Source organism: Achromobacter sp. FW305-C-13 (genome assembly GCF_058783475.1).
In genome coordinates this window covers 651,927-676,697 of the sequence record NZ_JBYSYN010000001.1, presented here as the reverse complement: position 1 = coordinate 676,697, position 24,771 = coordinate 651,927, and the positions used below count along the sequence as shown (strand labels likewise).

Annotated in this window: 19 protein-coding genes; 12 read left to right on the top strand and 7 right to left on the bottom strand. The window is 64.7% G+C overall.

The features are described 5' to 3' along the window. The first annotated feature begins 4 nt into the window (after positions 1-4). Positions 5-1,291 (top strand): nitrate- and nitrite sensing domain-containing protein, encoded by a 1,287-nt coding sequence (locus AC3WMU_RS03160; protein WP_492281798.1) that lies wholly within the window; start codon positions 5-7, stop codon positions 1,289-1,291. A 9-nt stretch (positions 1,292-1,300) separates the two neighbouring features. Here the strand turns inward: AC3WMU_RS03160 and AC3WMU_RS03155 are convergent, their stop codons facing one another. From AC3WMU_RS03155 to AC3WMU_RS03145, 3 genes are all read right to left on the bottom strand, one after another. Beyond that, a complete protein-coding gene (locus tag AC3WMU_RS03155; RefSeq protein ID WP_280028195.1) occupies positions 1,301-2,833 on the bottom strand; it encodes an MFS transporter in 1,533 nt (510 codons plus the stop codon). Positions 2,834-2,942: 109 nt separating this feature from the next. Next, the gene (locus tag AC3WMU_RS03150; RefSeq protein WP_492281797.1) at positions 2,943-3,398 is read right to left on the bottom strand and encodes a MarR family winged helix-turn-helix transcriptional regulator; all 456 of its coding nucleotides are present in this window, start codon (positions 3,396-3,398) and stop codon (positions 2,943-2,945) included. A 98-nt stretch (positions 3,399-3,496) separates the two neighbouring features. Continuing rightward, complete coding sequence (locus AC3WMU_RS03145; protein WP_492281796.1) at positions 3,497-4,558, bottom strand: LacI family DNA-binding transcriptional regulator; 1,062 nt, start codon at positions 4,556-4,558, stop codon at positions 3,497-3,499. 112 nt (positions 4,559-4,670) lie between these two features. Here AC3WMU_RS03145 and AC3WMU_RS03140 point away from each other — a divergent pair, with 112 nt between their 5' ends. The 6 genes from AC3WMU_RS03140 to AC3WMU_RS03115 all read left to right on the top strand — a co-directional run bounded on the left by AC3WMU_RS03140 (position 4,671) and on the right by AC3WMU_RS03115 (position 11,365). After that, on the top strand, positions 4,671-5,690 hold the full coding sequence (locus AC3WMU_RS03140; protein ID WP_006225236.1) for a TRAP transporter substrate-binding protein: 1,020 nt from the start codon (positions 4,671-4,673) through the stop codon (positions 5,688-5,690). 9 nt (positions 5,691-5,699) lie between these two features. Continuing rightward, positions 5,700-7,580, top strand: a complete 1,881-nt coding sequence (locus AC3WMU_RS03135) for a TRAP transporter large permease (protein WP_006225237.1) — start codon at positions 5,700-5,702, stop codon at positions 7,578-7,580. 71 nt (positions 7,581-7,651) lie between these two features. Then, the gene (locus tag AC3WMU_RS03130; RefSeq protein WP_006225238.1) at positions 7,652-8,191 is read left to right on the top strand and encodes a VOC family protein; all 540 of its coding nucleotides are present in this window, start codon (positions 7,652-7,654) and stop codon (positions 8,189-8,191) included. A gap of 36 nt (positions 8,192-8,227) precedes the next feature. Further along, positions 8,228-9,505 carry a ribulose-bisphosphate carboxylase large subunit family protein gene (locus AC3WMU_RS03125; RefSeq protein ID WP_035213339.1) on the top strand — a complete coding sequence of 426 codons (1,278 nt, stop codon included), beginning with the start codon at positions 8,228-8,230 and terminating at the stop codon, positions 9,503-9,505. After that, complete coding sequence (locus AC3WMU_RS03120) at positions 9,502-10,848, top strand: four-carbon acid sugar kinase family protein (protein WP_454677263.1); 1,347 nt, start codon at positions 9,502-9,504, stop codon at positions 10,846-10,848. Before AC3WMU_RS03125 ends, AC3WMU_RS03120 begins: the two co-directional genes overlap by 4 nt. A 79-nt stretch (positions 10,849-10,927) precedes the next feature. Beyond that, positions 10,928-11,365, top strand: a complete 438-nt coding sequence (locus AC3WMU_RS03115) for an energy transducer TonB family protein (protein WP_454677264.1) — start codon at positions 10,928-10,930, stop codon at positions 11,363-11,365. A 54-nt stretch (positions 11,366-11,419) separates the two neighbouring features. Here the strand turns inward: AC3WMU_RS03115 and AC3WMU_RS03110 are convergent, their stop codons facing one another. Further along, positions 11,420-13,840 (bottom strand): DNA internalization-related competence protein ComEC/Rec2, encoded by a 2,421-nt coding sequence (locus AC3WMU_RS03110; protein ID WP_492281795.1) that lies wholly within the window; start codon positions 13,838-13,840, stop codon positions 11,420-11,422. Between the two features lie 519 nt (positions 13,841-14,359). Between AC3WMU_RS03110 and AC3WMU_RS03105 the strand changes: the two genes are divergently transcribed. After that, complete coding sequence (locus tag AC3WMU_RS03105) at positions 14,360-14,932, top strand: GNAT family N-acetyltransferase (RefSeq protein ID WP_492281794.1); 573 nt, start codon at positions 14,360-14,362, stop codon at positions 14,930-14,932. A 311-nt stretch (positions 14,933-15,243) separates the two neighbouring features. Here AC3WMU_RS03105 and pheT read toward each other — a convergent pair whose 3' ends face one another. From pheT to AC3WMU_RS03090, 3 genes are all read right to left on the bottom strand, one after another. After that, positions 15,244-17,661 carry a phenylalanine--tRNA ligase subunit beta gene (pheT, locus tag AC3WMU_RS03100; protein ID WP_492281793.1) on the bottom strand — a complete coding sequence of 806 codons (2,418 nt, stop codon included), beginning with the start codon at positions 17,659-17,661 and terminating at the stop codon, positions 15,244-15,246. A gap of 13 nt (positions 17,662-17,674) precedes the next feature. Next, positions 17,675-18,697: a phenylalanine--tRNA ligase subunit alpha gene (gene pheS, locus AC3WMU_RS03095; protein WP_492281792.1), complete on the bottom strand. Its 1,023-nt coding sequence runs from the start codon at positions 18,695-18,697 to the stop codon at positions 17,675-17,677. A gap of 136 nt (positions 18,698-18,833) precedes the next feature. Next, positions 18,834-19,616: a helix-turn-helix domain-containing protein gene (locus AC3WMU_RS03090; RefSeq protein ID WP_492281791.1), complete on the bottom strand. Its 783-nt coding sequence runs from the start codon at positions 19,614-19,616 to the stop codon at positions 18,834-18,836. Positions 19,617-19,820: 204 nt separating this feature from the next. Here AC3WMU_RS03090 and AC3WMU_RS03085 point away from each other — a divergent pair, with 204 nt between their 5' ends. The 4 genes from AC3WMU_RS03085 (at position 19,821) to AC3WMU_RS03070 (ending at position 24,677) form a co-directional block, all read left to right on the top strand. After that, a complete protein-coding gene (locus AC3WMU_RS03085) occupies positions 19,821-20,363 on the top strand; it encodes a GNAT family N-acetyltransferase (RefSeq protein ID WP_492281790.1) in 543 nt (180 codons plus the stop codon). Between the two features lie 663 nt (positions 20,364-21,026). After that, positions 21,027-21,893: an RNA ligase family protein gene (locus AC3WMU_RS03080; RefSeq protein WP_492281789.1), complete on the top strand. Its 867-nt coding sequence runs from the start codon at positions 21,027-21,029 to the stop codon at positions 21,891-21,893. Between the two features lie 10 nt (positions 21,894-21,903). Next, complete coding sequence (locus AC3WMU_RS03075) at positions 21,904-23,040, top strand: AAA family ATPase (protein ID WP_492281788.1); 1,137 nt, start codon at positions 21,904-21,906, stop codon at positions 23,038-23,040. Positions 23,041-23,237: 197 nt separating this feature from the next. Beyond that, on the top strand, positions 23,238-24,677 hold the full coding sequence (locus tag AC3WMU_RS03070; protein WP_006225245.1) for an NAD-dependent succinate-semialdehyde dehydrogenase: 1,440 nt from the start codon (positions 23,238-23,240) through the stop codon (positions 24,675-24,677). Positions 24,678-24,771 lie beyond the last annotated feature (94 nt).

Here is a 24,771-nt window from a genome sequence, read left to right as displayed (position 1 = left end):
CGCCATGACCGAACGCCACCTGCCGCCGCCGTTGCGCTTCCTGCTTGCCGCCCGGCGCAGTGAACTCCAGGGCCTGGAAGCCCTGGCGGGCACCTGCGAATTGGTGGTGCGCATCAGTGCGCTCGTGCACGCGCTGCAAAAAGAGCGCGGTTACTCCAACCTGACGCTGTGCAGCCCGCCGGGCCGCCTGCAACCCACCCTGGCCGGACTAAGCCAGGACGCCGCAAGCGTCGAGGCGCAGGCACGCCAGTTTCTGGACGGCGAAGCCGCCGACAGCGCGCAGGGCAGCGGCCGCGCGCGCCTGCTCAACTGCATCGCCTTCGCCCTGTTCCGCCTGGATGAGCTGCCCGCGCTGCGCCGGCACGTCCGCGACCGATCCGTGCCCGTCGAGGATGCCGATTCGCGCTTCACCCAGGTGATCGGCAGCCTGCTGGCCGTGGTCTTCGAAGCGGCCGATTCGGCGCTGGATCCCGGCGTGACCCGCATCCTGGTGGCGCTGCTGAACTTCATGCAGGGCAAGGAATTGAGCGGCCAGGAACGCGCCTGCGGCGTGACGGGCTTTACGGCCGGATATTTCACCGACACCCAGAAAGCACGCATGCTGGGCCTGGCCGCCAACCAGCGGCGCAGCTTCGATACCTATGCCCACTATGCGGAAGGCGCCGCACTGCAATGCTGGGCCGAACTCCAGCAGCAAGACCCGCCCATGCAGCGCATGCGCGACATGGCGCAGCACACCTCCAGCGAACAACGCGTGGATGGCGCCCTGGCCGAGCTGTGGTTCAACCTGAGCACGGCGCGCATCGATGCCATGCGCGACGTCGAAAGCCTGCTGGCCGAAGCATTGGCCCAGCAATGCAACCGGCGCATCGCCGAAACCCGCCAAGAGCTGAACGACCGCCGCCTGCTGCTAAGCCGCTATGCCGACCATGCCAGCGGCCGCGCGCCCAGCATGCTGTACAGCGTGCAAAGCCGCGTTGTCGATACGCCGCCCCCGGACGGCGTGGGCAATGAATTGGAGCGGTCGATCCTGGACATGATGCGTGAACAGACGCTGCGCCTGCATCGCACCGACGACGCGCTGAACGCCGTGCGCGGCGCGCTGGACGAAAAAAAGCGCATCGACCGCGCCAAGCTGTTGCTGATCAGCCATTACGGCCTGACCGAGCAAGCCGCGCATGAACGCCTGCAACGCGCCGCGATGGACGCCGGCCTGGCGCTGGCGGACGTGGCGCGCCAGGTGATCGGCCAATTGGGCGGTCAGTCAGGCGGTCAGTTAGACGGCAATTGACGCGCGGGCCTACCGGAACACCCGCTGCGTCAGGCTGACCAGGACGCCGGCCACCGCCAGCACGGCCAGCACCCGGAAATGATCCAGATTCGCCAACAGCACCGATTGCTGATTCAGCATTTGCGAGATATGGGCCATGGCCATCTGCTGCGCCTGCGCGGGATCTGCCACCGTGGCGTACACGCTGCTGAGCTGTGCCTTGGCCGCTTCGAAATTGGCGTTGCCCGTGGCGATGCTCTCTTGCAGCACGTTGTAGTGCTCGGACGTCAGCCACTGCTGCCCCACGGTGGCCAGCATGATGCCAAGCGCCTGTCCCACCTGCGCCAACATGTTCTTCACCTGCTGCGCATGGGCGAAGACGGCGGGGTCGTGGGTCAGCCCCGCGAAGGTGTTCATGGCCGTGGCGGGCATGACGATCATGATGAACACGCCGTAGCAGGCCAGCGCGGGCAACACGTCCGTCCAGGCGTCCGCCGTGGGCGACAGGCGCGACATCAGGACGCCGAACGCCGCCAGCGCCAGGAATCCCGCCACGAAGAACTTGCGCGGCGACGGCCAGCGGGCAAGCAACTGCGACATCACCGCAAACGTCAGCACGCCCGCGCCCAGCCCCATCGCAAAGAACACGCCCGTGTTGGCCCAGGAATGGCCCAGCGCGCGCTGCAACATCAGGGGCACCAGATAGCCGTTGGCGCCCAGCATCAGATAGCAGAACATGAAGAGCGCCAGGCCACTCAGGAAGCGCACCTCTTTCATCCCGCCCAGCTTGAGCAGCGGCGCACCCGTGCGCGTTTCCGACCACACGAAATATGCCAGCGCGGCCAGCCCCGCCAACGCGAACAGCACAAGCAGATGGCGGTCACTGAAGAAGTCGTAATAGGACCGCTGCAGGGCATGCAACACCAGGAAGCTGCCCAGCCCCAGCGCGGCGATCGGCGCCAGGCGGGCCTGCCCGGCCACCGTCGCGCCGCCTTCCTTGCCCGGCATGGACAAAGCGACCGGGATCATCGCCAGCACCGACAGCACCGCCACCAGCCAGAACATCAGCGGCCAGCCGTCATGCTCGACCGCCAGAGACGCCAGCCAGGGCGCCAGCGCCGTACCCGTGCACAGCCCGGTCGCCAGCGCCTTGATGCCCTGGAACCGCGCAGGGCCCGGCGGGATCAGGTTTACCGTCAGCCGCGACGAAGTCAGCATGGCAGCGCACCCCGTAGCCATCAACACCCTGCCCAGCAAAAAGCCCGCTTCGCTGAGCGACAAGGCGCACACCACGGCGCCTACCCCCGCGGCGCCTAGGGACGCCAGCAGGTAGCGGCGCAAACCCAGGTGATGCACCAGCCACCCCTGCAACGCAATCAACACCACGGCGACGCAGGCGTAGATGACTGCAACCGTTGTGTATTCCTCTGGGCTGGCACCGATCTCGCCCATGATCGGCGCGGCGGCAAACGTGACCATGCCGTTCTGCAGGAAATCAACGAACGTCAGCGCACCGATCGTCATCAGCAAGGCAGGCGGAACCGGGGGGTGGGTAGGACTCATGGCGGCGGTACGGTAAACGTTTGTCTATGCCCAGGCTGTATATGCCTAGGCAGATAAATGATTAAAAAAAGCGGCTGGTGATATCAGCCGTGGGTGTCAGCCGGTACTGTCAGTCCGCTGCTGCATTGACGAGCAAGCGTGACAACAGCCTGTGCAAGGTCTCGGCATCGCCTTCCGAAAACCCGGCCAACAGACGCTGCATGGCGACCTCGGCCGCTGCAAGCGCTTGCGGCAACGCGGCCTGCCCCTGTTCGGTCAGTTCGATCAGATAGCTGCGCCGGTCGGCTTCGTTTTCCACGCGGCGAATGAAGCCCTTGGCCACGATGCGGTCCAGCAGCCGGGTCATGGCGCCCGAGTCGTACGCCAGCACCCGGCAAAAGTCGCTAAGCGTGCGGCCCCAGCCCTTGGCCAGGCAGTTCAGCACCACGTACTGCGGCGTCGTGAGTTCGAACGGGGCCAATTCGCGTTCCAGGGCCTCGTGGATGCTGTTGCGCACCGACGTCACCATGAAGCCGAGTTCGCCGGTATGGAAACGGTCCAGCACGGTAGGTTTGACGGGAGACATGGTTGCCTTCAGGCCGATAGAGGTCGATTGGCGAATTTTATCTGCCTAGGCAGTTAAAATGCAAGCAATACATGTACGGATGCGATACCCCGCGCGGACTACGGCAGGTTCTCGCGGAAAATCACCTGGCTGCGCGCCAGCTCCACGCCGTTCATCGGGCTGCGCTTGTCGCGCAGGTTGCAGAAGATGCGCACGCAGCTCATCAGCGCCTCCATCGGGCTTTGCGTGATGACGGCGTCCATCGTGCCGTCGATCAGCAAGGACCGGGTATCGGGCGTCAAGCCGTGGCCGATGAACACCACCCGGTGCTGCTGACCCGCCTCTTTCAACGCCCGCGCCACGCCGTCGGACGCGCCGCCGATGTTGTAGATGCCCGCCAGATTGGGATATTGCTCCAGCAACTGGCGCGTCTGTTCGTAGTTGCGTTGGGCATCGTCATAGCCTTCACGCAGGTCCACCACCTGCATGGCCTGGAACTGCTCGGCGTACAACTGCAGAAAACCGCTTTCGCGCTCTTCGTGGGCGCGGTAGTGGCGCGAACCGGCGATCAGCGCCACATGCGCCGCGCGCGACCCGATGAAGCGCGCGATCAGGTAGCCGGCCGTGCGGCCCGCGGCGCGGTTGTCCAGCCCCACATAGGCCGTGCGCGCGCTGTTGGCCAGATCAGAAATCAGCGTGACCGTCGGCACGCCCAGCTGCGCCAAGGTGTTGACGGCTTCGCGCACCACCGGGTGCTCCAGCGCCATGAAGGCGATGCCGTCGGCGCGCTTGCCGTGCTTAGCCAGCGCCTGCGCCAGGGCGTCGGGGTTGAAGCTTTCCACATATTCGATCTGGCACTTGGCATTCAGCGGCCCGAAGTGCTCGTGCGCATAGCTGACGGTGTCGCCCAGCATGCGCAGGTAGCGGTTGCTGCCGCGCGGCAGCAGGAACACCAGCCGCATCGGTTCGGCCGGGGCCGCCGCACCCAGTTCCTGTTCGGGCAGGTAATCCAGTTCGAGGGCGGCCTTGAAGACCTTTTGCGCAGTATTGGCGCGCACGCCGGGCCGGCGGTTCAGCACGCGGTCGGCCGTGGCGGTGGACACGCCGGCGCGCGCGGCTACGTCGGCCAGGCGGGCGAGCTTGCGTTCGGGGGCAGTTTTATTCACATCAAAAACCATCATGAATAAGGTTTGACGATATTACCGCCTATTCACTATTGTCCACACTGCCGCATGGGATTGGCGTTTTTGTGGCACATCAAAAAACATCATAAATACGATTATGGAGACAACCATGAAGCTGCTGACACGCCGCAGTGCCCTGCGCCGCCTTTGCGCCGTTCCCGCCGTGGCCCTGGCTGGCGGATTCCCGCTGATTGCGCGCGCCGCCGACTACACGCTGAAATACGGCAACAACCTGCCGGTCACGCATCCGCTGAACATCCGCGCCCAGGAAGCCGCCGAACGCATCCTGAAGGAAAGCAACGGCCGCGTGGACATCAAGATTTTCCCGAACAACCAGTTGGGCGGCGACACCGACATGCTGGCGCAAGTGCGCTCGGGCGGCATCGACTTCTTCACGCCGTCGGCGCTGGTCATCGCCACGCTGGTGCCGGTGGCCGCCATCAACGCCGTCGGCTTCGCCTTCAAGGACTACAACCAGGTCTGGGGCGCCATGGACGGCGCGCTGGGCGCGCACGTACGCGCCGCTATCGCACAGCGCAAGCTCTACGCGTTTGAAAAGATGTGGGACAACGGCTTTCGCCAGACCACCAGCAGCAAGGCGCCTGTCGCCTCCGCCGCCGACATGAATGGCCTGAAGATCCGCGTGCCGGTCAGCTCGCTGCCGATCTCCATGTTCAAGGGCCTGGGCGCCGCGCCCGCCAGCCTGCAGTTCAGCGAGGTGTATTCGTCGTTGCAGACCAAGGTGGTGGACGCGCAGGAAAACCCGCTGCCCATCATCCAGGTCGCCAAGCTCTACGAAGTGCAGAAGTACTGCTCGCTGACCAACCACATCTGGGACGGCTACTGGTTCATCGCCAACGGCCGCATGTGGGAAGGCCTGCCGGAAGACTTGAAGACGATCGTCGCGCGCGGCATCAACGAAGCCGGCCTGGCGCAACGCGAAGACATCAAGAAGCTCAACGCCTCGGTGCAGTCCGACCTGGAAGCCAAGGGTCTGCTCTTCAACCAGCCGGCCGCCGACAGCTTCCGCGAACAGTTGCGCACCGCCGGCTTCTACAAGGAATGGCAAGGCCGTTTCGGCAACGAAGCCTGGTCGCTGCTGGAACAAAGCGTCGGCAAGCTGGCCTGAGGTCGCGCCATGTCCTCCCTGTCCGCCCCCCACGCCGCGGCCCCGGTGCTGCCGGCCAATCCCCTGCGCCGGGCCGCCGGCGCGCTGGACAGCGCGCTGGGCTGTGTCGTCGAGCACGCCGCCGCCGCCATCGTGCTGATCGAGATCTTCGTGCTGTTCGCCGGCGTGGTCGCACGCTACGCGTTCCATAGCCCGCTGGTCTGGTCCGACGAGCTCGCCTCCATCCTGTTCCTGTGGCTGTCGATGCTGGGCGCCGTCGTGGCCCTGCGGCGCGGCGAGCACATGCGCATGACGGCGCTGGTCAACAACGTCAGCCCGGCGCGCCGCGCGCAGCTGGAAACCGTGGCGCTGGCCGCGTCGCTGGCGTTTTTGATCCTGATCCTGGCGCCCGCCATCGAGTACGCCCACGAAGAACACTTCATCATCACGCCGGCGCTGGAACTCAGCAACGCGTGGCGCGCGTCAGCCATTCCGGTGGGCATGGGCCTGATGGCCGTGGTGGCCGTGCTGCGCCTGTTGCGCACCCAGCCGCTGCCGCAAGTGCTGATGGCGCTGGTGGGGGTGGCCGTGGTGGTAGCCGTGTTCTGGTTGGCGCAGCCGCTCTTCAAGGGGCTGGGCAAGATCAACCTGGTGATCTTTTTCGTCGGCATCGTGGCCGCCACCGTGTTCTCGGGCGTGCCCATCGCGTTCTCGTTCGCGCTGGCGACGTTTTCGTATCTGGCGCTCACCACCAATACGCCGATGGAGGTCATGGTCGGCCGGCTGGACGAAGGCATGTCGCACCTGATGCTGCTGGCGGTGCCGCTCTTCATCTTCCTGGGCTCGCTGATCGAGATGACGGGCATGGCGCGCGCCATGATCCAGTTCCTGGCCAGCATGCTGGGGCACGTGCGCGGCGGCCTGTCCTATGTGTTGATCGGCGCCATGTACCTGGTGTCGGGCATCTCGGGCTCGAAGATCGCCGACATGGCGGCCATCGCGCCCGTGCTGTTCCCGGAAATGCAAAAGCGCGGCGCCAAGCCGGGCGACCTGGTGGCGCTGCTGTCGGCCACGGGCGCGCAGACCGAGACCATTCCGCCGTCCATCGTGCTGATCACGATCGGGTCGGTCACCGGCGTATCCATCGCCGCGCTGTTCACGGGTGGTCTCTTGCCCGCGGTGGTGCTGGGGCTGGCGCTGTGTTCGGTGGTGTGGTGGCGCTACCGCAAGGAAGACCTGAGCCTGGCGCAACGTTTCAGCGCGAAGGAAATCGGCCGCTTCTTCGTCATCGCCCTGCCCGCCGTCGCCCTGCCCTTCGTGATCCGCGCCGCGGTCGTTGAAGGGGTGGCCACGGCCACCGAAGTATCGACCATCGGCATCGTGTATTCCGCCGTGATTGGCATCCTGATCTATCGGCGTTTCGACTGGGCGCGCTTGCGGCCCATGCTGATCGAAACGGCCTCGCTGTCCGGCGCCATCATGCTGATCGTGGGCTGCGCCACCGCCATGGCCTGGGCGCTGACGCAATCGGGCTTTTCGGGCGACCTGGCCCGCCTGATGGCCGGCATGCCCGGCGGCAGCTACGGTTTCCTGGCCGTGTCCATCGTCGCCTTCATCATCCTGGGCAGCGTCTTGGAAGGCATTCCCGCCATCGTGCTGTTCGGGCCGCTGCTGTTCCCGATCGCGGTGCAGGCCGGCGTGCATGAAGTGCACTACGCGATGGTCGTCATCTTCGCCATGGGCATCGGCCTGTTCGCGCCGCCCTTCGGAGTGGGCTACTACGGCGCCTGCGCCATCAGCCGCGTCGACCCCAACGAGGGCATCGGCCCGATCTGGGGCTACATCGCCGCGCTGCTGGTCGGGTTGATTGTCGTCGCCGCTTTCCCCTGGTTCTCGATCGGTTTCCTGTGACGCGACGCGGCGGGCGCCCGACGCCTGCCGCACGCCTCGCCTATTCAGCCACCTTTTCATAAAGATCCATCATGAGTCGTTTCCTGGGCGAAATCCGCCAACTCGGTTATGTGGTGCACGACATCGAAGCCGCCATGGACTACTGGAGCACCACGCTGGGCGTAGGCCCCTGGTACTACAACCCGCGCGTGCCGATCGTGAATTACCAGTACGACGGCGTCAGCCACGAACCGCACAACTCGGTGGCGCTGGCCAATTCGGGCTTCGTGCAGGTCGAACTGATCCAGACCCGCAACGACGTGCCGTCCATGTACCGCGACTTCCTGCAGGCGGGCCGCACCGGTTTGCAGCACGTGGCGTACTGGACCGAAAACTACGACGCCGATCTGGAACGCCTGCTGGCCCAGGGCTTCAAGCCCAAGATGAGCGGCGAAGTCGGCGAAAAAGGCCGCTTCATCTATTTCGACACCGAATACCACCCCGGCACGGTGATCGAACTGTCCGAAGTGGCTGGACCCAAAGGCCGCCTGTTCGACCTGATCCGCAACAGCGCCACCGACTGGGACGGCAAGGATCCGGTCCGCCCGTTCCCCGACCTGAGCCGCCTGTAAAAGCCCCCGCCCCGACACCGCTTGCCGCCCGCCACCATGAATTCCCAATTGTTTAGCGCTACCTACCTGATCGAAACGCCGATGGACCCCGCCCGGGTCGCGGAGGTCATGGCAGGCGAGCAGTCCTGCGGCACGTTCACCCGCGTGCAGGGCGAAACCGACGAACTGCGCGCCCGCGCAAGAGCGCGCGTGGAGTCCGTCGAACTGTTGGAATCCGTCGCCACGCCCAGCCTGCCCAACGCCTGGCTGGCGCGGCAGGCGGGCGGCATGCCCGGGCAGTACCAGCGGGCCCGCGTCCGCATCGCCTTCCCCGTCGCCAACGTGGGCGCCAACCTGGCGACCTTGGCGGCAACCGTCGGCGGCAACCTGTACGACCTGGGCGAAGTCACCGGCCTGCGCCTGGAAAGCCTGGAGTTGCCGGCCAACTACCGCGCGCAGTTCGACATGCCGCAAGTCGGCATCGCCGGCACGCGCCAACTGACCGGCGTTGCGACCGGGCCGCTGGTGGGCACCATCATCAAGCCCAATGTCGGGCTGTCGCCCGAACAGACCGCGCATCTGGTGGCGCAGCTATGCGCGGCAGGCGTGGACTTCATCAAGGACGACGAGGTCTGCGCCAACCCCGCGCACGCCCCGCTGGCGCAGCGCGTGGCCGCCGTCATGGCGGTGGTGCGGGCGCACCGCGAACGCACGGGTCGGCAAGTCATGGTGGCCTTCAACATCAGCGACGAGACCGACGCCATGCGTCGCCACGCCGACCTGATCGAACGCGAAGAAGGCACCTGCGTCATGGCCAGCCTGAACTGGTGCGGCTTCTCGGCGATCCAGACCCTGCGCCGCAGCACGCCACTGGCCCTGCACGGCCATCGCAACGGCTATGGCGCCCTGTCCCGCGCGCCACTGCTGGGCATGGATTTCCAGGCTTACCAGACGCTGTGGCGGCTGGCGGGCGTGGACCATATGCACGTGCACGGCTTGCAGGGCAAATTCGCCCAGGACGACCGCGAAGTCGTCGAGTCCGCGCGCGATTGCCTCGCGTCGCTGACGCTGGGCATCGACGACCCCGTCATGCCGGCGTTCTCGTCCGGCCAATGGGCCGGCACCGTCCCCGCCACGTGGTCGGCGGTACGCACCGACGACCTGATGTTCATGTCGGGCGGCGGCATCCTGGCTCATCCGGACGGCCCCGCCGCCGGCGTGCAGAGCATCCGCCAGGCTTGGCAGGCCGTGCGCGAAGGGCAGTCGCTGGAAGACTTCGCGCGCCATGCGCCGGAACTGCAACGCGCCCTGGCCTTCTTCGGAAACCGCGCATGACTGGCGCCGAAGACGGCACGTCCGCACCGCGCGTCTGCTGGTACGGCGACGACTTCACGGGCGCAACCGACACGCTGGCCGAAGTGGCCCGCGCGGGCCTGCGCAGCCTGCTGTTCCTGGGCGTGCCCACGCCTGAACAACTGCGCCGCGCGGGTCCGTTGGACGCCTTGGGCATCGCGGGCGCCGCGCGCGCCATGGCGCCCGATCAGATGGAAGCCGAGCTGCGCGCCGTCGGCCGCTTCATGGCCGGCACCGGCGCGCGCGTGCTGCACTACAAATGCTGTTCCACCTTCGACAGCGCGCCGCACGTCGGCAGTATCGGCGTCGCCATCCGCGAACTGCGCCGCCACATGCCGAACCCGCTCGTGCCCATCGTCGGCGGACAACCCGGCATCGGGCGCTATTGCAGCTTCGCCCAACTGTTCGCCCGCGCGGGCAGTGCGCCCGAGATTCACCGCATCGACCGCCATCCTGTCATGAGCCAGCACCCCGTCACGCCCATGCACGAGGCCGACCTGCGCCTGCATCTGGCGGCCCAAGGGGTGGCCGACATCCGTTCGGTGCCGCACACCGCCTACCCGCGCCTGCGGCAAGCTGCCGACGCCCCCGGCGTGGAGGACTGGATCGACAGCATCATCGACACCTCCGACGGCCCCGTGTTGTTCGACGTGATCGACGATGAGCAGTTACCCATCATCGGCCGCCTGATCTGGCGCGCGGCCGCCTGCGTGCCGCTTCTGGCGGTCGGGCCCAGCAGCGTGCAGCAAGCGCTGGCCCGTGCCCACGCGCCCAGCCGCGCGAGCGCCCCCGCCCCCTTGGCGCCTGCGGCGGGACCTGTCCTGATCGTGGCCGGCAGCCTGTCACCCGTCACGGCCCGGCAGATCGCCGCGTGCCAGCAATACACGCGCCAGCCGCTACAGGTCCAGCGACTGCTGGACGATCCGGACTACGCCGCGCAGCAGGTGCAGCAGGCTGCCTCGTTGCTGGCCAAAGGGCGCAACGTGCTGGTCCACACCGACCGCCCCGCGCAAACCGTCACCGCCCAACAGGCGGCCGCCACCGCAAGCGGCACCGCGCGACTTGTGGCGTCGATCGTCGCAGCCAGCGCCCAAGCGGGCAAGCGGCTGTCACGCATTGGCATCGCCGGCGGCGATACTTCCAGCCAGGCCACGCTGGCGTTGGGGTTGTGGGGGCTGGCCTTCCATCGCGTATTGGCGCCAGGGGTCACCGTCAGCGTCGCCCGCAGCGACGATCCGGTCATCGATGGCGTCGAACTGATGCTCAAGGGCGGCCAGATGGGCGGCGACCGGCTGTTCGACGATCTGGCCACGGGCACGGCATAAGGCGCGTGCGGTCGTCGGTTATGCTGGCCGGGATTTGTCCGGCCAATGGCCGGACGGCCCCCACCCAGGAGATTCCCTCATGTCTTGGCGGTTCCGCGCATCTCTTATCGCCGCCCTCGCTCTGTGCCTGCCCTTGCCTTTGCTCGCCAGTACCTTGACGACGCAGGCGGAATGGCACACCGCCATCCGCCAGCAGTTGCAACGCAAGATCGAGGCGCCCCCACAGATCCACGAGGCGAAGGCGGACCTGAACGTCCAGGTGCGCATCGTCATCCTGCCCAGCGGCGTCATCGACACCGTGACCCTGGCTCGATCTTCAGGCAACGTCGCGGTAGACAATGCGACGCTCGCCATGATCCGGCGCGGGGGCAAACTGCCCGCCTTCACCCCTGACATGGCGCCCGACAAGCAAATCGTCATGCTGCCCGTGCGTTACGTTGTAGAGAAAAGCGACATCGCTCCCCCGCCGTCGCCGCCGCCTCTCGTGAAGCAAACCCGCAAGAACGCGCCGGACTGATCCAAGGCCTCTTGTGCCCATGCGGGCCATGAACGGCATCGCGCCCGGCTCCGCCTAGCGCCCGTGCCAATACCGCCGCCCGCGGTCCCGCTGCGACCACACGTCCAACCCTTGCGTGCTGGATACCGCCATCACCGCCCCGTTCCGGTCGCTGCGCCAGAACGCTGCCCCCGCACGCAACCAACGCCGCTCGACCGCCGGCGCCGGATGCCGAAAACGGTTCAGGTGACCGGCTTGCGCCAAGGCGTGGCTGGCCTGTGTCGCCACTACCCAGTCCCGTCCAGACGATGACGCCGAGCCGTGATGCGCCGCCATCACCACATCCGTCGCAGGGACGCCGCGCGCGACCAGTTCGCGCTCCTGCGCAACGCCGATGTCGCCTGTCAACAGCAGCGAATGGCTGACGCCCTCCACGCGCAGCACGCAACTGTCCGCGTTGCGGTCGGCAACTGCTCCGCTGCCGCCACCGGCCGGATGCAGGAAGGTGAACGTCACGCCATCGACGTCCCAGGCGTCGCCCCGTCGGCACCGCAACATCTCTTGCGGCAAGGCCGGCTGCGCAGCGGCATCCGGCCACAGCCGAGCATCCCGCCGCACAAACGCCGCCACATCAAACGACGCATAACTGCGCCCCACCGGCACCGCGGCCAACACCGCCCGCGTGCCGCCCACGTGGTCCTGATCGGCATGCGACAGCACCAGCGCGTCCAGCGCGCCGATCCCGCGCGCCTGCAAAAACGGCGCCACCACACGTTCGCCGGCGTCGCTCCCGCCGTAATGGCGCGGGCCGGCATCAAACAGCAATGTCTGGCTGGCGGTTTCAACCAGGATGGCGCTGCCCTGCCCCACATCCAGCGCGCTCATCCGCCAATGGCCAGGATCCGGACGGTCCGGCCTCCAGCACAGCAATGGCAACATGCATACCCACCCTGCATGCCGCGCCGGCCAGCCCCGCGTCTGCAAGGCCCACACCATTCCCGCCACCGCCAGCAGCAGCCACGGCCACGGTGCCGCCGCCACCGCAAAGCTCGCCCACCCCGCATTGCCCACCCACGCCACCGGCACCATCGTGTAATCGAACGCGGCCACCCCCAACTGCCCAACCCAGGCCGCGGCGCTTTGCGCACCCGGCACCACCGACAGCGCCGCGCACAGCAGCGCAAGCGGCGTCACAACGAACGTCACCGAGGGAATCGCCACCGCGTTGGCCAGCGGAGACCCCACCGATACCTGATACACCAGGAACGCCAGCAGCGGCGTCAGCCCCAGTGTGACCAGCAACTGCAGGCGCGTTGCCTGCCCCAGCCGGGCCATCCAGCGCTGGCGCCAGCTCGCCTCCGCGTCGAACGGCACATCCGCTATGCGCAGCAGAATCGCCACCGCTCCGAACGACAACCAGAACCCAACCGAAAGCGGCGCCCACGGGTCCAACGCCACCACCCCCGCCGCCGCGCACGCCAGCACCCGACCTGCCGTCAGCGGCAGCCGCGACATCGCCGCTGCCAGCACCACCGACAACATGAAAAACGTCCGCCGCGCGGGCACGCCCCATCCCGCCAACAGGCAATACAGCAAGGCAACGACAGCCGCCGCCGCGCCGCCCGCAACGCGCGACGGCGCAAACTCCGCCAAGCCCACGCCCCCCCACCGCGCTCGCCGCCACAGCGCCGCCACCAGCACCCCCGCAATGCCGGCGATTGAGGTCACGTGCATACCGCTGATCGACACCAGATGCGTGATGCCGCTGCGGTTGAAGATGCGCCAGTCGTCCCGCGCCACGCCAGCCTGATCCCCAATCGCCAACGCGATCAGCACCGGCGCATAGCGATGCTCGCCCAACGCCTTGCGCAAGCCCTCGCGCACCAGGTGCCGCGCCCGTTCAATGGCGATGCCCGGCGATGCCCAAGGCGCGTCATCCAGCAAACGCGGCTGCCCCCGCACCGTGCCCACCGCGCGCAAACCCCGGGCAAACATCCGCGCCTCCGCATCAGGCCCCGCCGGGTTCAGCACGCCATGCGGACGCCGCAACACCAGCGCCATGCGCCAGACCTGGCCGGGCAGCAGTTGGGGCAGTTCCTGCAAGCTTCCGCGTTTTGCGCCCGGCGGCGCCTGCCACGTCACCTGAATACGCGACGGAATGCCGGGCCGGGCGGGTTCCGCCAATTCGGCCACAAAACGTTGATGTTGTTCGTCTCCGTCCGGCAGCTCAGCCACGCGCACGATCAGGCGCGACACCTGATCCTGGTGGAGGTCCGCCAAGGCGTCATCCAGGCGGTGTTGGGCCTGAAGGCTGGCGTTGAGCGTGCCCATACATAGTCCCAGCGTTAGGGCACAGGCAATACGGAGCGCGTCGTGGCGACAGCGCGCCCAGCAGCCTGCGGCAACGATCCCCCCGCCCGCGACCAGCCACAACAGCGTCCGTCCCGGCAATGCCGGCAAGCATTGCACCAGCGCTGCGCCGGCGACGAACGCCAAACAGAATGAACGACCGGTAATGACCCTCTCCTAAAGCCAGGAGCGTAGGTCGTGACGCAACACGTCGGGTCATCGAATGAACATGGTTGTCCACCTCGGGCGGCCGTAAGGAGGGCTTGCCGATCGATACGGGGACCCATGCGGAGATGACGGAACGTTAGACGCGAGACTGTTTCGTCCACGCCACCGCTTTCCCCATGGTGGCAGCGCCACTGGCATAGGGCCAGTTGCCAGGAGCCTGCTTGGAAATTGCGGTCTGACACCGTACCCGGATCTCCCGCGCTCACACGGCACAGCCCGTACGTCTAAAATTCTGTTGCTCTCGACGATCAATATTTGCAGGTGTGCGATATGCCGCTGCCGCAAGATGATCGTGTCGAACTGGGGCCCGTCGAACTGACTCAGAATGCTTAATTCTGCATGCAATTTGGTGAGTTTGGCGAGATGCCCCACGTCGAATACGTGGGTGCCGCTGTTGTACCCCAGACACAAGCAATCGACACAACATAGGAAGCAAGAATGAGCAATCCAAGCAATGTCGTTATCAGTTCGGTAGAACGCAGCTTCCACACCGTCTTGCCTGCCTCGGATGGCGTGGTGACGATTAGAGCGATGTCAGAGGAGGACGTGGAGGCCTACGCAGCCGGCACGAAGGATCTGCTAGTTAAGCAATTTGCGCACTTGCCCTTGGAGGAATACACGCCGCAGATCGTTCGAGACCTTGTGCATGGTGCAATCGCAGACGGACTAAGGACCGGGACTTTGGCCGTGCTAGCAATTTCGGATGCCTGCTCGAACTCGTTCCTCGGCAGCCTAGTGATCTTCGATGTAGGAGTAGAGGATGCGGAGATTGGCTATTGGGTAGCGCCTGAGCATCGCGGCCGACAGGTATCAAGCCGTGCGGTCAAGCTGGCGAGGGAAATTGCTCGGAAGCTCGGAATAAGGAAGCTGCATGCTCGAACGGTTCAAGAAAATCCCGCGTCTGAGAGGGTTCTTCTCAGCGCCGGGTTTAAACAAGTGGGAGAAGCCCGACAGCAAATCGCCCCTTCTGGCAAGACCGAAATGAGCGTGAACTATCTCATTGAAGCTTGAGGCGTGAGTCCGCAAGCAGCGGATATGCAGTGCAGGAAGGGCAGATCCAGGCGCGGCTGAGCTTACCCGCGCGCGGAAAAGGCCTGGCGAGAGCAGCGCATATACCATTGGGCTGAGCCCTGGCCTGCCCCGACCATGCTGCTATGCGCACTCAAGACCCCGATTTCGCAGATAACGACCCCACGACGGCCGCGTCATGCGCGGACAGACATCTGAGCGTCATGCCACGCGTGCCATCCGGATTTCAAGCGCCGGCACCGCGGGTGTAGGTATTTGCATAAGTCTACGGTACCTGCAGGCTGTTCCCAAATTCAAGCGCGTTGGCGCGCGCCATGCGCAGCCACCAAGGCTTCCTTGATGCGCGCTAGGCAAGTTGCCACGCGGGCCTCGTCCAGCGTGACCTCGGTGTCCTGTAGCCAGAAACGGAAAGCAAGGCTTTTCCCCGTGACGGGCTCGCTGCCTTGGGACTTCTCGCGCCACACGTCGAACAGGCGCGCGTCCTGCACCACCGACAGCTTCGGATCTGCCTTGATGGCCGCGGCGACAGTGTCGAGGATGCATTGCGCCGACACGTGAGCGTCGACCCACAGCGCCAGATCGCGCACCACCACAGGCTGGCGCGACAGTTCACGCACCTGCGGCAGTTCGCCTTTGGACAAGGCGGCCACGTCGACCTCAAACACGACCGGTGCATGCGCCAGATCCACTTTCTGCGCCAGGCGCGGATGCAGTTCGCCGATCCAGCCGACCTCCTTGCCGTCCAGTTCGATGCGAGCGCTGCGGCCCGGATGCAGCGCCGGATAGGCGGCGGCCTCAAAACGCAGACGGGAGCCGCGGGCGCCGAACAGCGCCTGGACATCCATCTTCACGTCGTAGAAATCCACATGGCGCGCAGGCACGCCCCATTGCTCTTCCACCGCCGGGCCCCACGCGGCACCGGCCAGCTTCAGGGGCTGACGCACGCCGGCCACGGCCAGCGGGCCGTCCCGGGGCAAGTCGTCACGCGTGAAGACGCGGCCCAACTCAAACAGGCGCACGCGCGTCTGCTTGCGATTGGCGTTGTGGCGGATGTTGGCAACCAGGCTGGCGATCAGGCTGGAACGCATCACCGACAAGTGGCTGGCGATGGGGTTGACCAGCTTGAGCGGCGTGTCGTTGCCGGCGTAGTCGCGCTCCCAATCCGCTTCGACGAAGCTGTAGTTCACGACTTCCTGGTAGTCCTGCGCGGCAGCCAGGCGGCGCAGCGCATGCGCGCCGCGATGCACTTCTGGCTGCGAGAACATCTTGGCGCGCGCCATCGGCGGCACGGTGGGAATGTTCTCAAAGCCGTAGATGCGAGCCACTTCCTCGATCAGGTCTTCTTCAATTTCCAGGTCGAAACGGTACGACGGCGGCGTGACGATGAAGTCGTGGCCTTCGAGCGTGAACTCCAGACTCAGGCTGTTGAAGATCTTGGCGACCTGCTCTTGCGTGACGGGCACGCCCAGCACGCGATGGCAGCGCGCCAGGCGCATGCGCACCGGTTCGCGCTTGGGCAGATTAACGATCTTGTCATCCAGCGGACCGGCCTGGCCACCGCAGATTTCGATGATCAGGCGGGTGATGAATTCAAGGTGCTCGGGAATGCTGGCGTAGTCCACGCCACGTTCGAAACGGTGGCTGGCTTCCGAACTGAACTTGTAGCGGCGCGCGCGGCCGGCAATGGCTTGCGGCCACCAGAACGCGGCTTCCAGATAGATGTTCTGCGTGTCCAGCGTCACGGAGGTGGCTTCGCCGCCCATAATGCCGGCCAGGCTTTCCACCTGATCGCCCGCCACCACCACGCCGACCTTCGGGTCCAGCGTGACGGTCTGGCCGTTCAGCAGTTCCAGCGTTTCGCCTTCATGCGCCCAGCGCACGCTGATGTCGCCGCCGATCTTGTCCAGATCGAACACGTGCGACGGGCGGCCCAGTTCCAGCATGACGTAGTTGGAGATGTCCACCAGCGCGGACAGCGAACGCTGGCCGGCGCGCTCAAGACGCGACTTCATCCAGTCGGGCGTTGCCGCGCGGGCGTTCACGCCGCGGATCACGCGGCCGCCGAAACGGCCGCACAGGTCGGGCGCTTCAATCTTGACCGGCAGACGCTCATCCAGCGTGACAGGCACGGCGACGGCGGTCGGCACCGACAGCGGCGCGCCGGTCAAGGCCGCGACTTCGCGCGCCACGCCCAGGATCGACAGGCAATCGGCGCGATTGGGCGTGAGCTTGAGTGTGAAGAGCGTGTCGTCCAGGTCCAGCGCGTCGCGGATGGACTGGCCGGGCACCATGTCGGCAGGCAGCTCCAACAGACCGGCATGGTCTTGCGACAGACCCAGTTCGCGGGCCGAGCACAGCATGCCCGACGATTGCACGCCGCGCATCTTGGCCACGCCGATCTTCATGCCGCCAGGCAGTTCCGCACCCACGCGGGCCAGCGGCACCTTCAGGCCGGCGGCCGCGTTCGGCGCGCCGCACACGATCTGCAGGCGTTCGCCGGAACCGTCGTCCACTTGGCAGACGCGCAGCTTGTCCGCGTCGGGGTGCGGCGCGATGTCGACGATATGGCCCACGACCACGCCGGTGAAGGCGGGCGCGGCGGGCACGGTCTCTTCGACTTCCAGGCCGGCCATGGTGAGCCGGTGCGCGAGTTCATCGGTTGCGATCGGAGGGTTGACCAGCGTACGCAGCCAGGATTCAGGAAATTGCATGATCAGCCGTCTGTTATTCGTTGAACTGGCGCAAGAAGCGCAAATCGCCTTCGTAGAACTGGCGCAGATCGTTCACGCCGTAGCGCAACATCGTCAGGCGCTCAAGTCCGGAACCGAAGGCAAAGCCGATGTAGCGCTCGGGATCAAGACCGAAATTGCGCACCACTTCGGGGTGCACCTGGCCCGAGCCGGAGATCTCCAGCCAGCGGCCGCGGTTGGGACCCGAGGTGAACATCATGTCGATTTCGGCGGACGGTTCCGTGAACGGGAAGAACGACGGACGGAAACGCACGACAAGATCGTCGCTTTCAAAGAAGCAACGCAGGAAATCGGTGTACACGCCTTTCAGATCGGCAAACGAGATGTCCTCGGCGATCCAGAGCCCTTCCACCTGATGGAACATGGGCGAGTGCGTGGCGTCGCTGTCGACGCGATAGGTGCGCCCCGGCGCGATGACCTTGATGGGCGGCTTGTGCATGCGGGCGTAACGCACCTGCATGGGGCTGGTGTGCGTGCGCAGCAGCAGCGACTGGCCGTCGGCGTCATTCATGTCGACGTAGAAAGTGTCATGCATGGAGCGCGCGGGATGGTCCAGCGGGCTGTTCAGCGCGGTGAAATTGGTCCAGTCGTTTTCCACTTCGGGACCGTCGGCCACATCGAAGCCAACGGAACGGAAGATGGCTTCCACGCGTTCCCAGGTCCGGATCACCGGATGGATGCCGCCCGGCACGCGACCGCGGCCCGGCAGTGATACGTCAATAGCTTCGGAAGCCAGGCGGGCGTCCAGTTCGGCCTGCGCCAGTGCGGCGCGGCGCAAGTTCAGAAACTCTTCGACCTTCTGCTTGGCCTGATTGATCCACGCGCCCATGTCGCGCTTCTGCTCGGGATCTAGCTTGCCCAAACCCTTGAGCAGGACCGTCAGCTCGCCGTCCTTGCCCAGGAAGCGGGCCTTTGCGTTTTCGAGCGCGGCGGAGTCCGTGGCCGCGGCGAAGCGTTCTTGCGCCTGGGTGACCAGGCTTTCAATCAATGGATTCATGCATCTAATCTCTAGATTTGCTCTTACTACCAGAGCCGCTGCACGCTAGACCGTGGAGGCGAGACTCGAGCGCCTACAACAATCTTCGGTAGCACAAGACGGCATAGGTCCTCACTTAGTGTTGGAGCATGGCCGGTCAATAATTTCTTCGATTCCTGTATTCTGTCATTCCCACACCGGTATGCCGTTTGAAATATTTTCCGAGATAAGACGCGTCGATGAAGTGCAAATTCTCCGCAATTTCTTGCACCGAGATTCCTGGGTGGGATAGCTGCTTCTTGATCTCCAGCACAACCTGCCTGTCGATAAGCGCTTTCGGAGAGTCATTGAAGAACTTTTTGGTGAGCTGTGACAGGTAGTATGGAGTCACGTGCAAACGGTTCGCATAGAAGGCCACGGCACGCTGGGTCTTGTGGTTTGCGGAAATGAGATCCCAGAATTTCCAACAGATTGCCTCCGGCCTGCTGAAATCACTGTTTGAATTAGTATCGATCCTTCCGACCCATTCGCAGATCCAAAGAAAAAAATTACGAAAGTGATTGATAAACATGGCCCGCTTGTGAGTTGAGCATTGGGTGTGAATTACTGCGGCCAGCTGCTCCCAAGCCTTCTGGTAGGCCACTAGCCGCTTCTTTCCGGAAAAAAAAGGCGAACGGCTTAGGTAGACAAACAGGCTGGTAGGCAATCCATCTGCGACTTCCGCAGCAAGCGGCCGACTGATGACATAACAACTGCAGGCAAAGTCCTCCGACTTGGTCTGGATCAGTGCGACTGAGTCTTCGGCCAACACAAGAAAATCATTCTTCTCCATGCGGTATGGTTGAAAGTTCACATGCCACTCAGCGATGCCCTGTTGACAGATCAGGACGACGACATAGGCCAGCGGGATCAAACGTCCTATCTGGTCATTGAATTCCATGCGCCCCATGAGTACGTCATCGGGACCTGCGTCAAATAGCTGAAGGATAGTTTCCATTTCGACAGAAACTGTAGAGTAAATCGTTGGAAAGATGGGCGAATGTTTTGAAAATTACCGAATTCACTCACGTTTCAACCTTCATGCGTTGTCCCGGCGTCGATACACTTCCATTGGCAATTTTCATGGCTACAGGAATGTAAATCTATGCTGAGTACTGCACGTCTGTCCCTCCGGCCCTGGTGCGCCGATGACGCCCCAAGCCTCTTTGAACATGCAAGCGATGAGCGAATTGGCCCCATCGCTGGCTGGCCGGTCCATACCAGCTTGGAATACAGCCGCCAAGTGATCGAAACCATTTTTAATCACTCTGAGATCTACGCCGTCGCGCTGCAAGCGGACGACAAAGCAATTGGCATGGTTGGCCTTCTCATCGGCAAGGACAGCAATTTCGACATCGCCGAAGACGAAGCCGAAGTCGCATACTGGATTGGCGTTCCCTTTTGGGGGCAAGGATTTATCCCTGAGGCTGTCAAAGAGCTGATGCGCCATGCGTTCGAGAACCTGGGGATTCGGGCTTTGTGGTGCGGGTACTTCGCCGACAATGAGAAGTCATTCAAAGCGCAGGAAAAGTGCGGTTTCCGACCCCATCACACTGAGGAAAACAAGTTCAACCAGTTTTTAAACGACTATCGAACTGAACACATAAGCCGCATCACCAAGGAAGAGTGGCTAACGCGCTGGAGATAAGCGCAAGTTGAATGCCACACACAAGGCCTCCAATGCACTAGAACGCTTTGCTTCGCTGCACCGCCAGCAGGCGGTTCCTTTGCACAGGAAATCGCGCGAACATGATCGCCAATGTTCTTAATGTCGCGGGTGCTACGCCTTCGGGTGCTGCCGGCAGTCGGGCCAACAAGAGAACATTCTTTGCTCTCGGCAGCCAAGTATTGGCTACGTCGGGTGTCCGGAAAACCCGGGCTAGCTCAGTCCGGCGCCTATTTCAACGACCGATAATGTCCCTCTCCTAAAACCAGGAGCGTAGGACGCCGCGACGTGAGGCGTACCACCGGGTGAACGGGTTTATCCACCTCGGGAAATTCCCACACAAGCTGTGTTCCCCCCATCCCCCCCGCATTGACAAACCCCTTCCCGGTATCTTAGGATTCGGCCTCTTTTCCACCCCCTTCCTTTCTGAGTGCAACCGTGTCTGCCATCCGTCACTACGCCTAAACGCCGACGACTACCGCCCTGGTAATCGCGGTCTGCCTGCGCGCCCCTTGCTGCTCGACGCCTGCGTCTTGAGCGCATGCCACGGGGTCCAGGCGCGGTTCCAGGAAGCACACACCCACTCGCTTTCCTTTCCCGTCCAGACTGCGTCGTCGGCTTTTCCACTGCTTTGGAGAAGACCCCATGACGCAAGATTTCTGCGCTTACGCGCAATCGCTGGACCTGTTCCGCTACCCCCGCACGCCGCACCTGGAAGGCTCGCGCCTGCAAGACGGTGACGAAGGCCATGACCATGTGCCGTACCGCCGCTTGGCCGGCCTGCATCTGGTCGTCGAAGAAAAGCTCGACGGTGCCAACACCGGCATCAGCTTCAGCCCATCGGGCGAACTGCTGCTGCAATCGCGCGGGCATTATCTGGTGGGCGGCGGCCGCGAACGGCAATTCAATTTCGTCAAGGCATGGGCCGCGGCGCACGCCGACTGGCTGCTGGAGCGGCTGGAAGACCGCTATGTGATGTACGGCGAAACGCTGACGAAGAAGCACTCGGTGTTCTACGACGCCTTGCCGCATCACTTCTTCGAGTTCGACGTCCTGGATCGCCACAGCGGCGACTTCCTTTCCACCGACGCACGCCGCGCCTTGCTGGCAGGCGGCCCCGTCCTGTCCGTGCCGGTCCTGTATGAAGGCGTGGCCCCGTCCAGGCTTGACACGCTCAAAGCCCTGCTGCGGCCGTCGCTGGCCAAGACGCCGGACTGGCGCGAGGCCTTTGAGGCCACCGTGCTGCGCGAAGGATTGGACCTGCAACGCGCCTGGAAGCAATGCGACAAGTCGGACCTGTCGGAGGGCCTGTACATCAAGGTGGAAGCCGACGGCAGGACAGTTGGCCGCTACAAGTGGGTGCGCCGCGACTTCGTGCAGGCCATCCTGGACTCGGACAAACATCATTCCGAACAGCCCTACGTGCCCAACCTGCTGGCGCCCGGCGTGGACCTCTATGCACCGCGCCTCGCGGTGGACTGGGACACGCTGCGCGGCGCCACCGGACAATAAGGAATAGATCATGCAATACGCACAATTGCAGGCGCTCACGCCTGCCCCCGGCGACACGCCGGATTACGACGCCTGCCTGGCGGCATTTCCCGCTCTGGAACTGGCCAAGACCACGCCGCAAGACCTGCGCTATCACGGCGAGGGTGATGTCTGGACCCATACGAAAATGGTGGTGGAAGCGCTGCTCGCCTTGCCCCAGTACCAGGCGGCGGCCCGGGCTGACCAGGAAGTGGTGTTTCTTGCAGCCTTGCTGCACGACGTTGCCAAGCACAGCACCACGGTCATCGACCCTGTCACGGGCGCCATCGGCCAGCCGGGCCATTCCCGCAAGGGCGCCATCGATGCGCGTATCGCGCTATGGGATGCCGGCGTGCCCTTTGCCGTGCGCGAAGCCGTATGCAGATTGATCGCGGTCCACCAGGTGCCGTTCTTTGCCCTGGAGGGCTCGCGCCGCGGCAAGACGCCCGAGTTCATCGTGCGCGAACTGTCCTGGCAGATCGACATCCCCCTGCTCGCCATGCTTGCCGAAGCCGACATGCGTGGGCGCATCTGCGCGGATAGCCAACGCGTGTTGGACAACATCGCGCTGTTCTGCGAGTTGGCGCGCGAAGAGCGTTGCTTTGGCCAGCCGCGGCCCTTCGCCGATGTTCATACGGCGGTCAGTTATTTTCGTGGCGCCGACGTGCATCCCGATTACCCGCTGTTTCAGGAACCGGGTTCGCGAGTCATTGTGATGTCGGGCCTGCCCGCATCGGGCAAGAACACCTGGGTCGCCCGGCATCATCCCGATCTGCCGGTGATTTCATTCGACGATGCGCGAGAGGAACTGGGCCTGCGCCACGGCAAGAACGAAGGCATGGTGGCGCACTTGGCCATCGACCGGGCCCGCGAGCTGTTGCGGCGCAAGGCGCCCTTCGTCTGGAACGCCACCCACCTTAGCGAACTGATGCGCAAAAAGACGCTGGATCTGCTGTATTCCTATCACGCGCACGTCGAGCTGGTCTATCTTGAGCAGCCGCGTGCCGAATTGCTGCGGCGGAACAGCCGGCGTGATACGTCCCTGTCGAACAAGACGCTGACCGGCATGCTGCACCGCTGGGACCTGCCGCTGCCGACCGAGGCGCATCGGGTGACGTATGCCGTGTGACCGGACGAGCCTGCTCTGCCCTGACCCGGCAATCCTCCAAGGCCCTCGGCAAGCCCTTGGCCAGCGCTGGTCCCAGGGGCGCACGTCCGAGCGCGGGGGTCCCCGCTCAGGCGCCCGCCCCCCGGGCGGTGGATTCGTCCGGAATTTCGGCGTAGAGTCATTGTTTCCCTACTGACCGGACGCGTTACGGAGACCCCATGGCCGATTACCCCAATACCCTGCTTCTCATCGACAACGAATGGCGCGAAGCGAAAGGCGGCGCGCGCATTGACGTCGTCAATCCCGCCACCGGCCAGAAGATCGGCCAGGTCGCCCACGCCAAGCGCGAAGACCTGGACTTGGCGCTGGCCGCCGCGCAGCGCGGGTTCGAAACCTGGCGCGACACCTCCGCCCATGAGCGCTGCGCCGTCATGCGCCGTGCCGCCGCCCTGCTGCGCGAACGCGCCGATTCGGTGGCCCGCCTGCTGACCCAGGAACAGGGCAAACCGCTGGCCGAAGCGCGCGGTGAAGTGCTGGCCGGCGCTGAAATCATCGACTGGTTCGCCAACGAAGCGCTGCGCGTCTATGGCCGCATCGTGCCGTCGCGCAACCCGCTGGCACAGCAATTGGTCATCAAGGAACCCGTCGGCCCCGTCGCGGCGTTCACCCCGTGGAATTTCCCGGTCAACCAAGTCGTCCGCAAGCTGGGTGCCGCGCTGGCCACCGGCTGCTCCTTCCTGGTGAAGGCGCCCGAAGAAACCCCCGCGTCCCCCGCCGCCCTGCTGAACTGCTTTGTCGACGCCGGCATCCCCAAGGGCGTGCTGGGCCTGGTCTTCGGCTCGCCTGCCGAGATTTCCAGCTACCTGATCCCGCATCCGGTGATCCGCAAGGTCACGTTCACGGGCTCGACCCCGGTCGGCAAGGAACTGGCCGCGCTGGCCGGCCTGCATATGAAGCGCGTCACGATGGAACTGGGCGGCCACGCCCCGGTGATCGTGGCCGAGGACGCCGACGTCGAACTCGCCGTGAAGGCCTCCGGCGGCGCCAAGTTCCGCAACGCCGGCCAAGTCTGCATTTCGCCGACGCGCTTCCTGGTCCACAAGAGCATCAAGGCCGCATTCGAGAAAGCCTTCGTCGCTCATGCCGAAAAGCTCAAGCTGGGTGATGGCCTGACCGAAGGCACGACACTTGGGCCCCTGGCCAATGACCGCCGTTTGACGGCCATGGACAAGATCGTCAAGAACGCCAGCGAAAAGGGCGCGCGCATCGCCACCGGCGGCGCGCGGGTCGGCGGCGCCGGCAATTTCTTTGCGCCCACCATCCTTACCGATGTCCCGCTCGACGCCGACATCTTCAATGAAGAACCGTTCGGCCCGATCGCCGCGATCCGCAGTTTCGAAACGCTGGACGAGGCCATCCGTGAAGCCAACCGCCTGCCGTTCGGGCTGTCCGCTTATGGCTTCACCAAGTCGATCAAGACGGTGCACGAGCTGTCGCGCCGTCTTGAAGTGGGCATGCTCTGGGTCAACCAGCCCGCCACCCCGTCCGCTGAACTCCCGTTCGGCGGCGTGAAGGATTCCGGCTACGGCTCTGAGGGCGGCCCGGAAGCGCTTGAGGCCTACCTGGTGACGAAGGCGGTCTCCGTCGTCGGCGTCTGATACGGCCTGCGTGCCACCGGTTCGGCGCTGCGCCGGCCGGCGGCACGCGATCACCCATTATTACCGGCCGGCATGGCTGAGTAACGCACCCTCA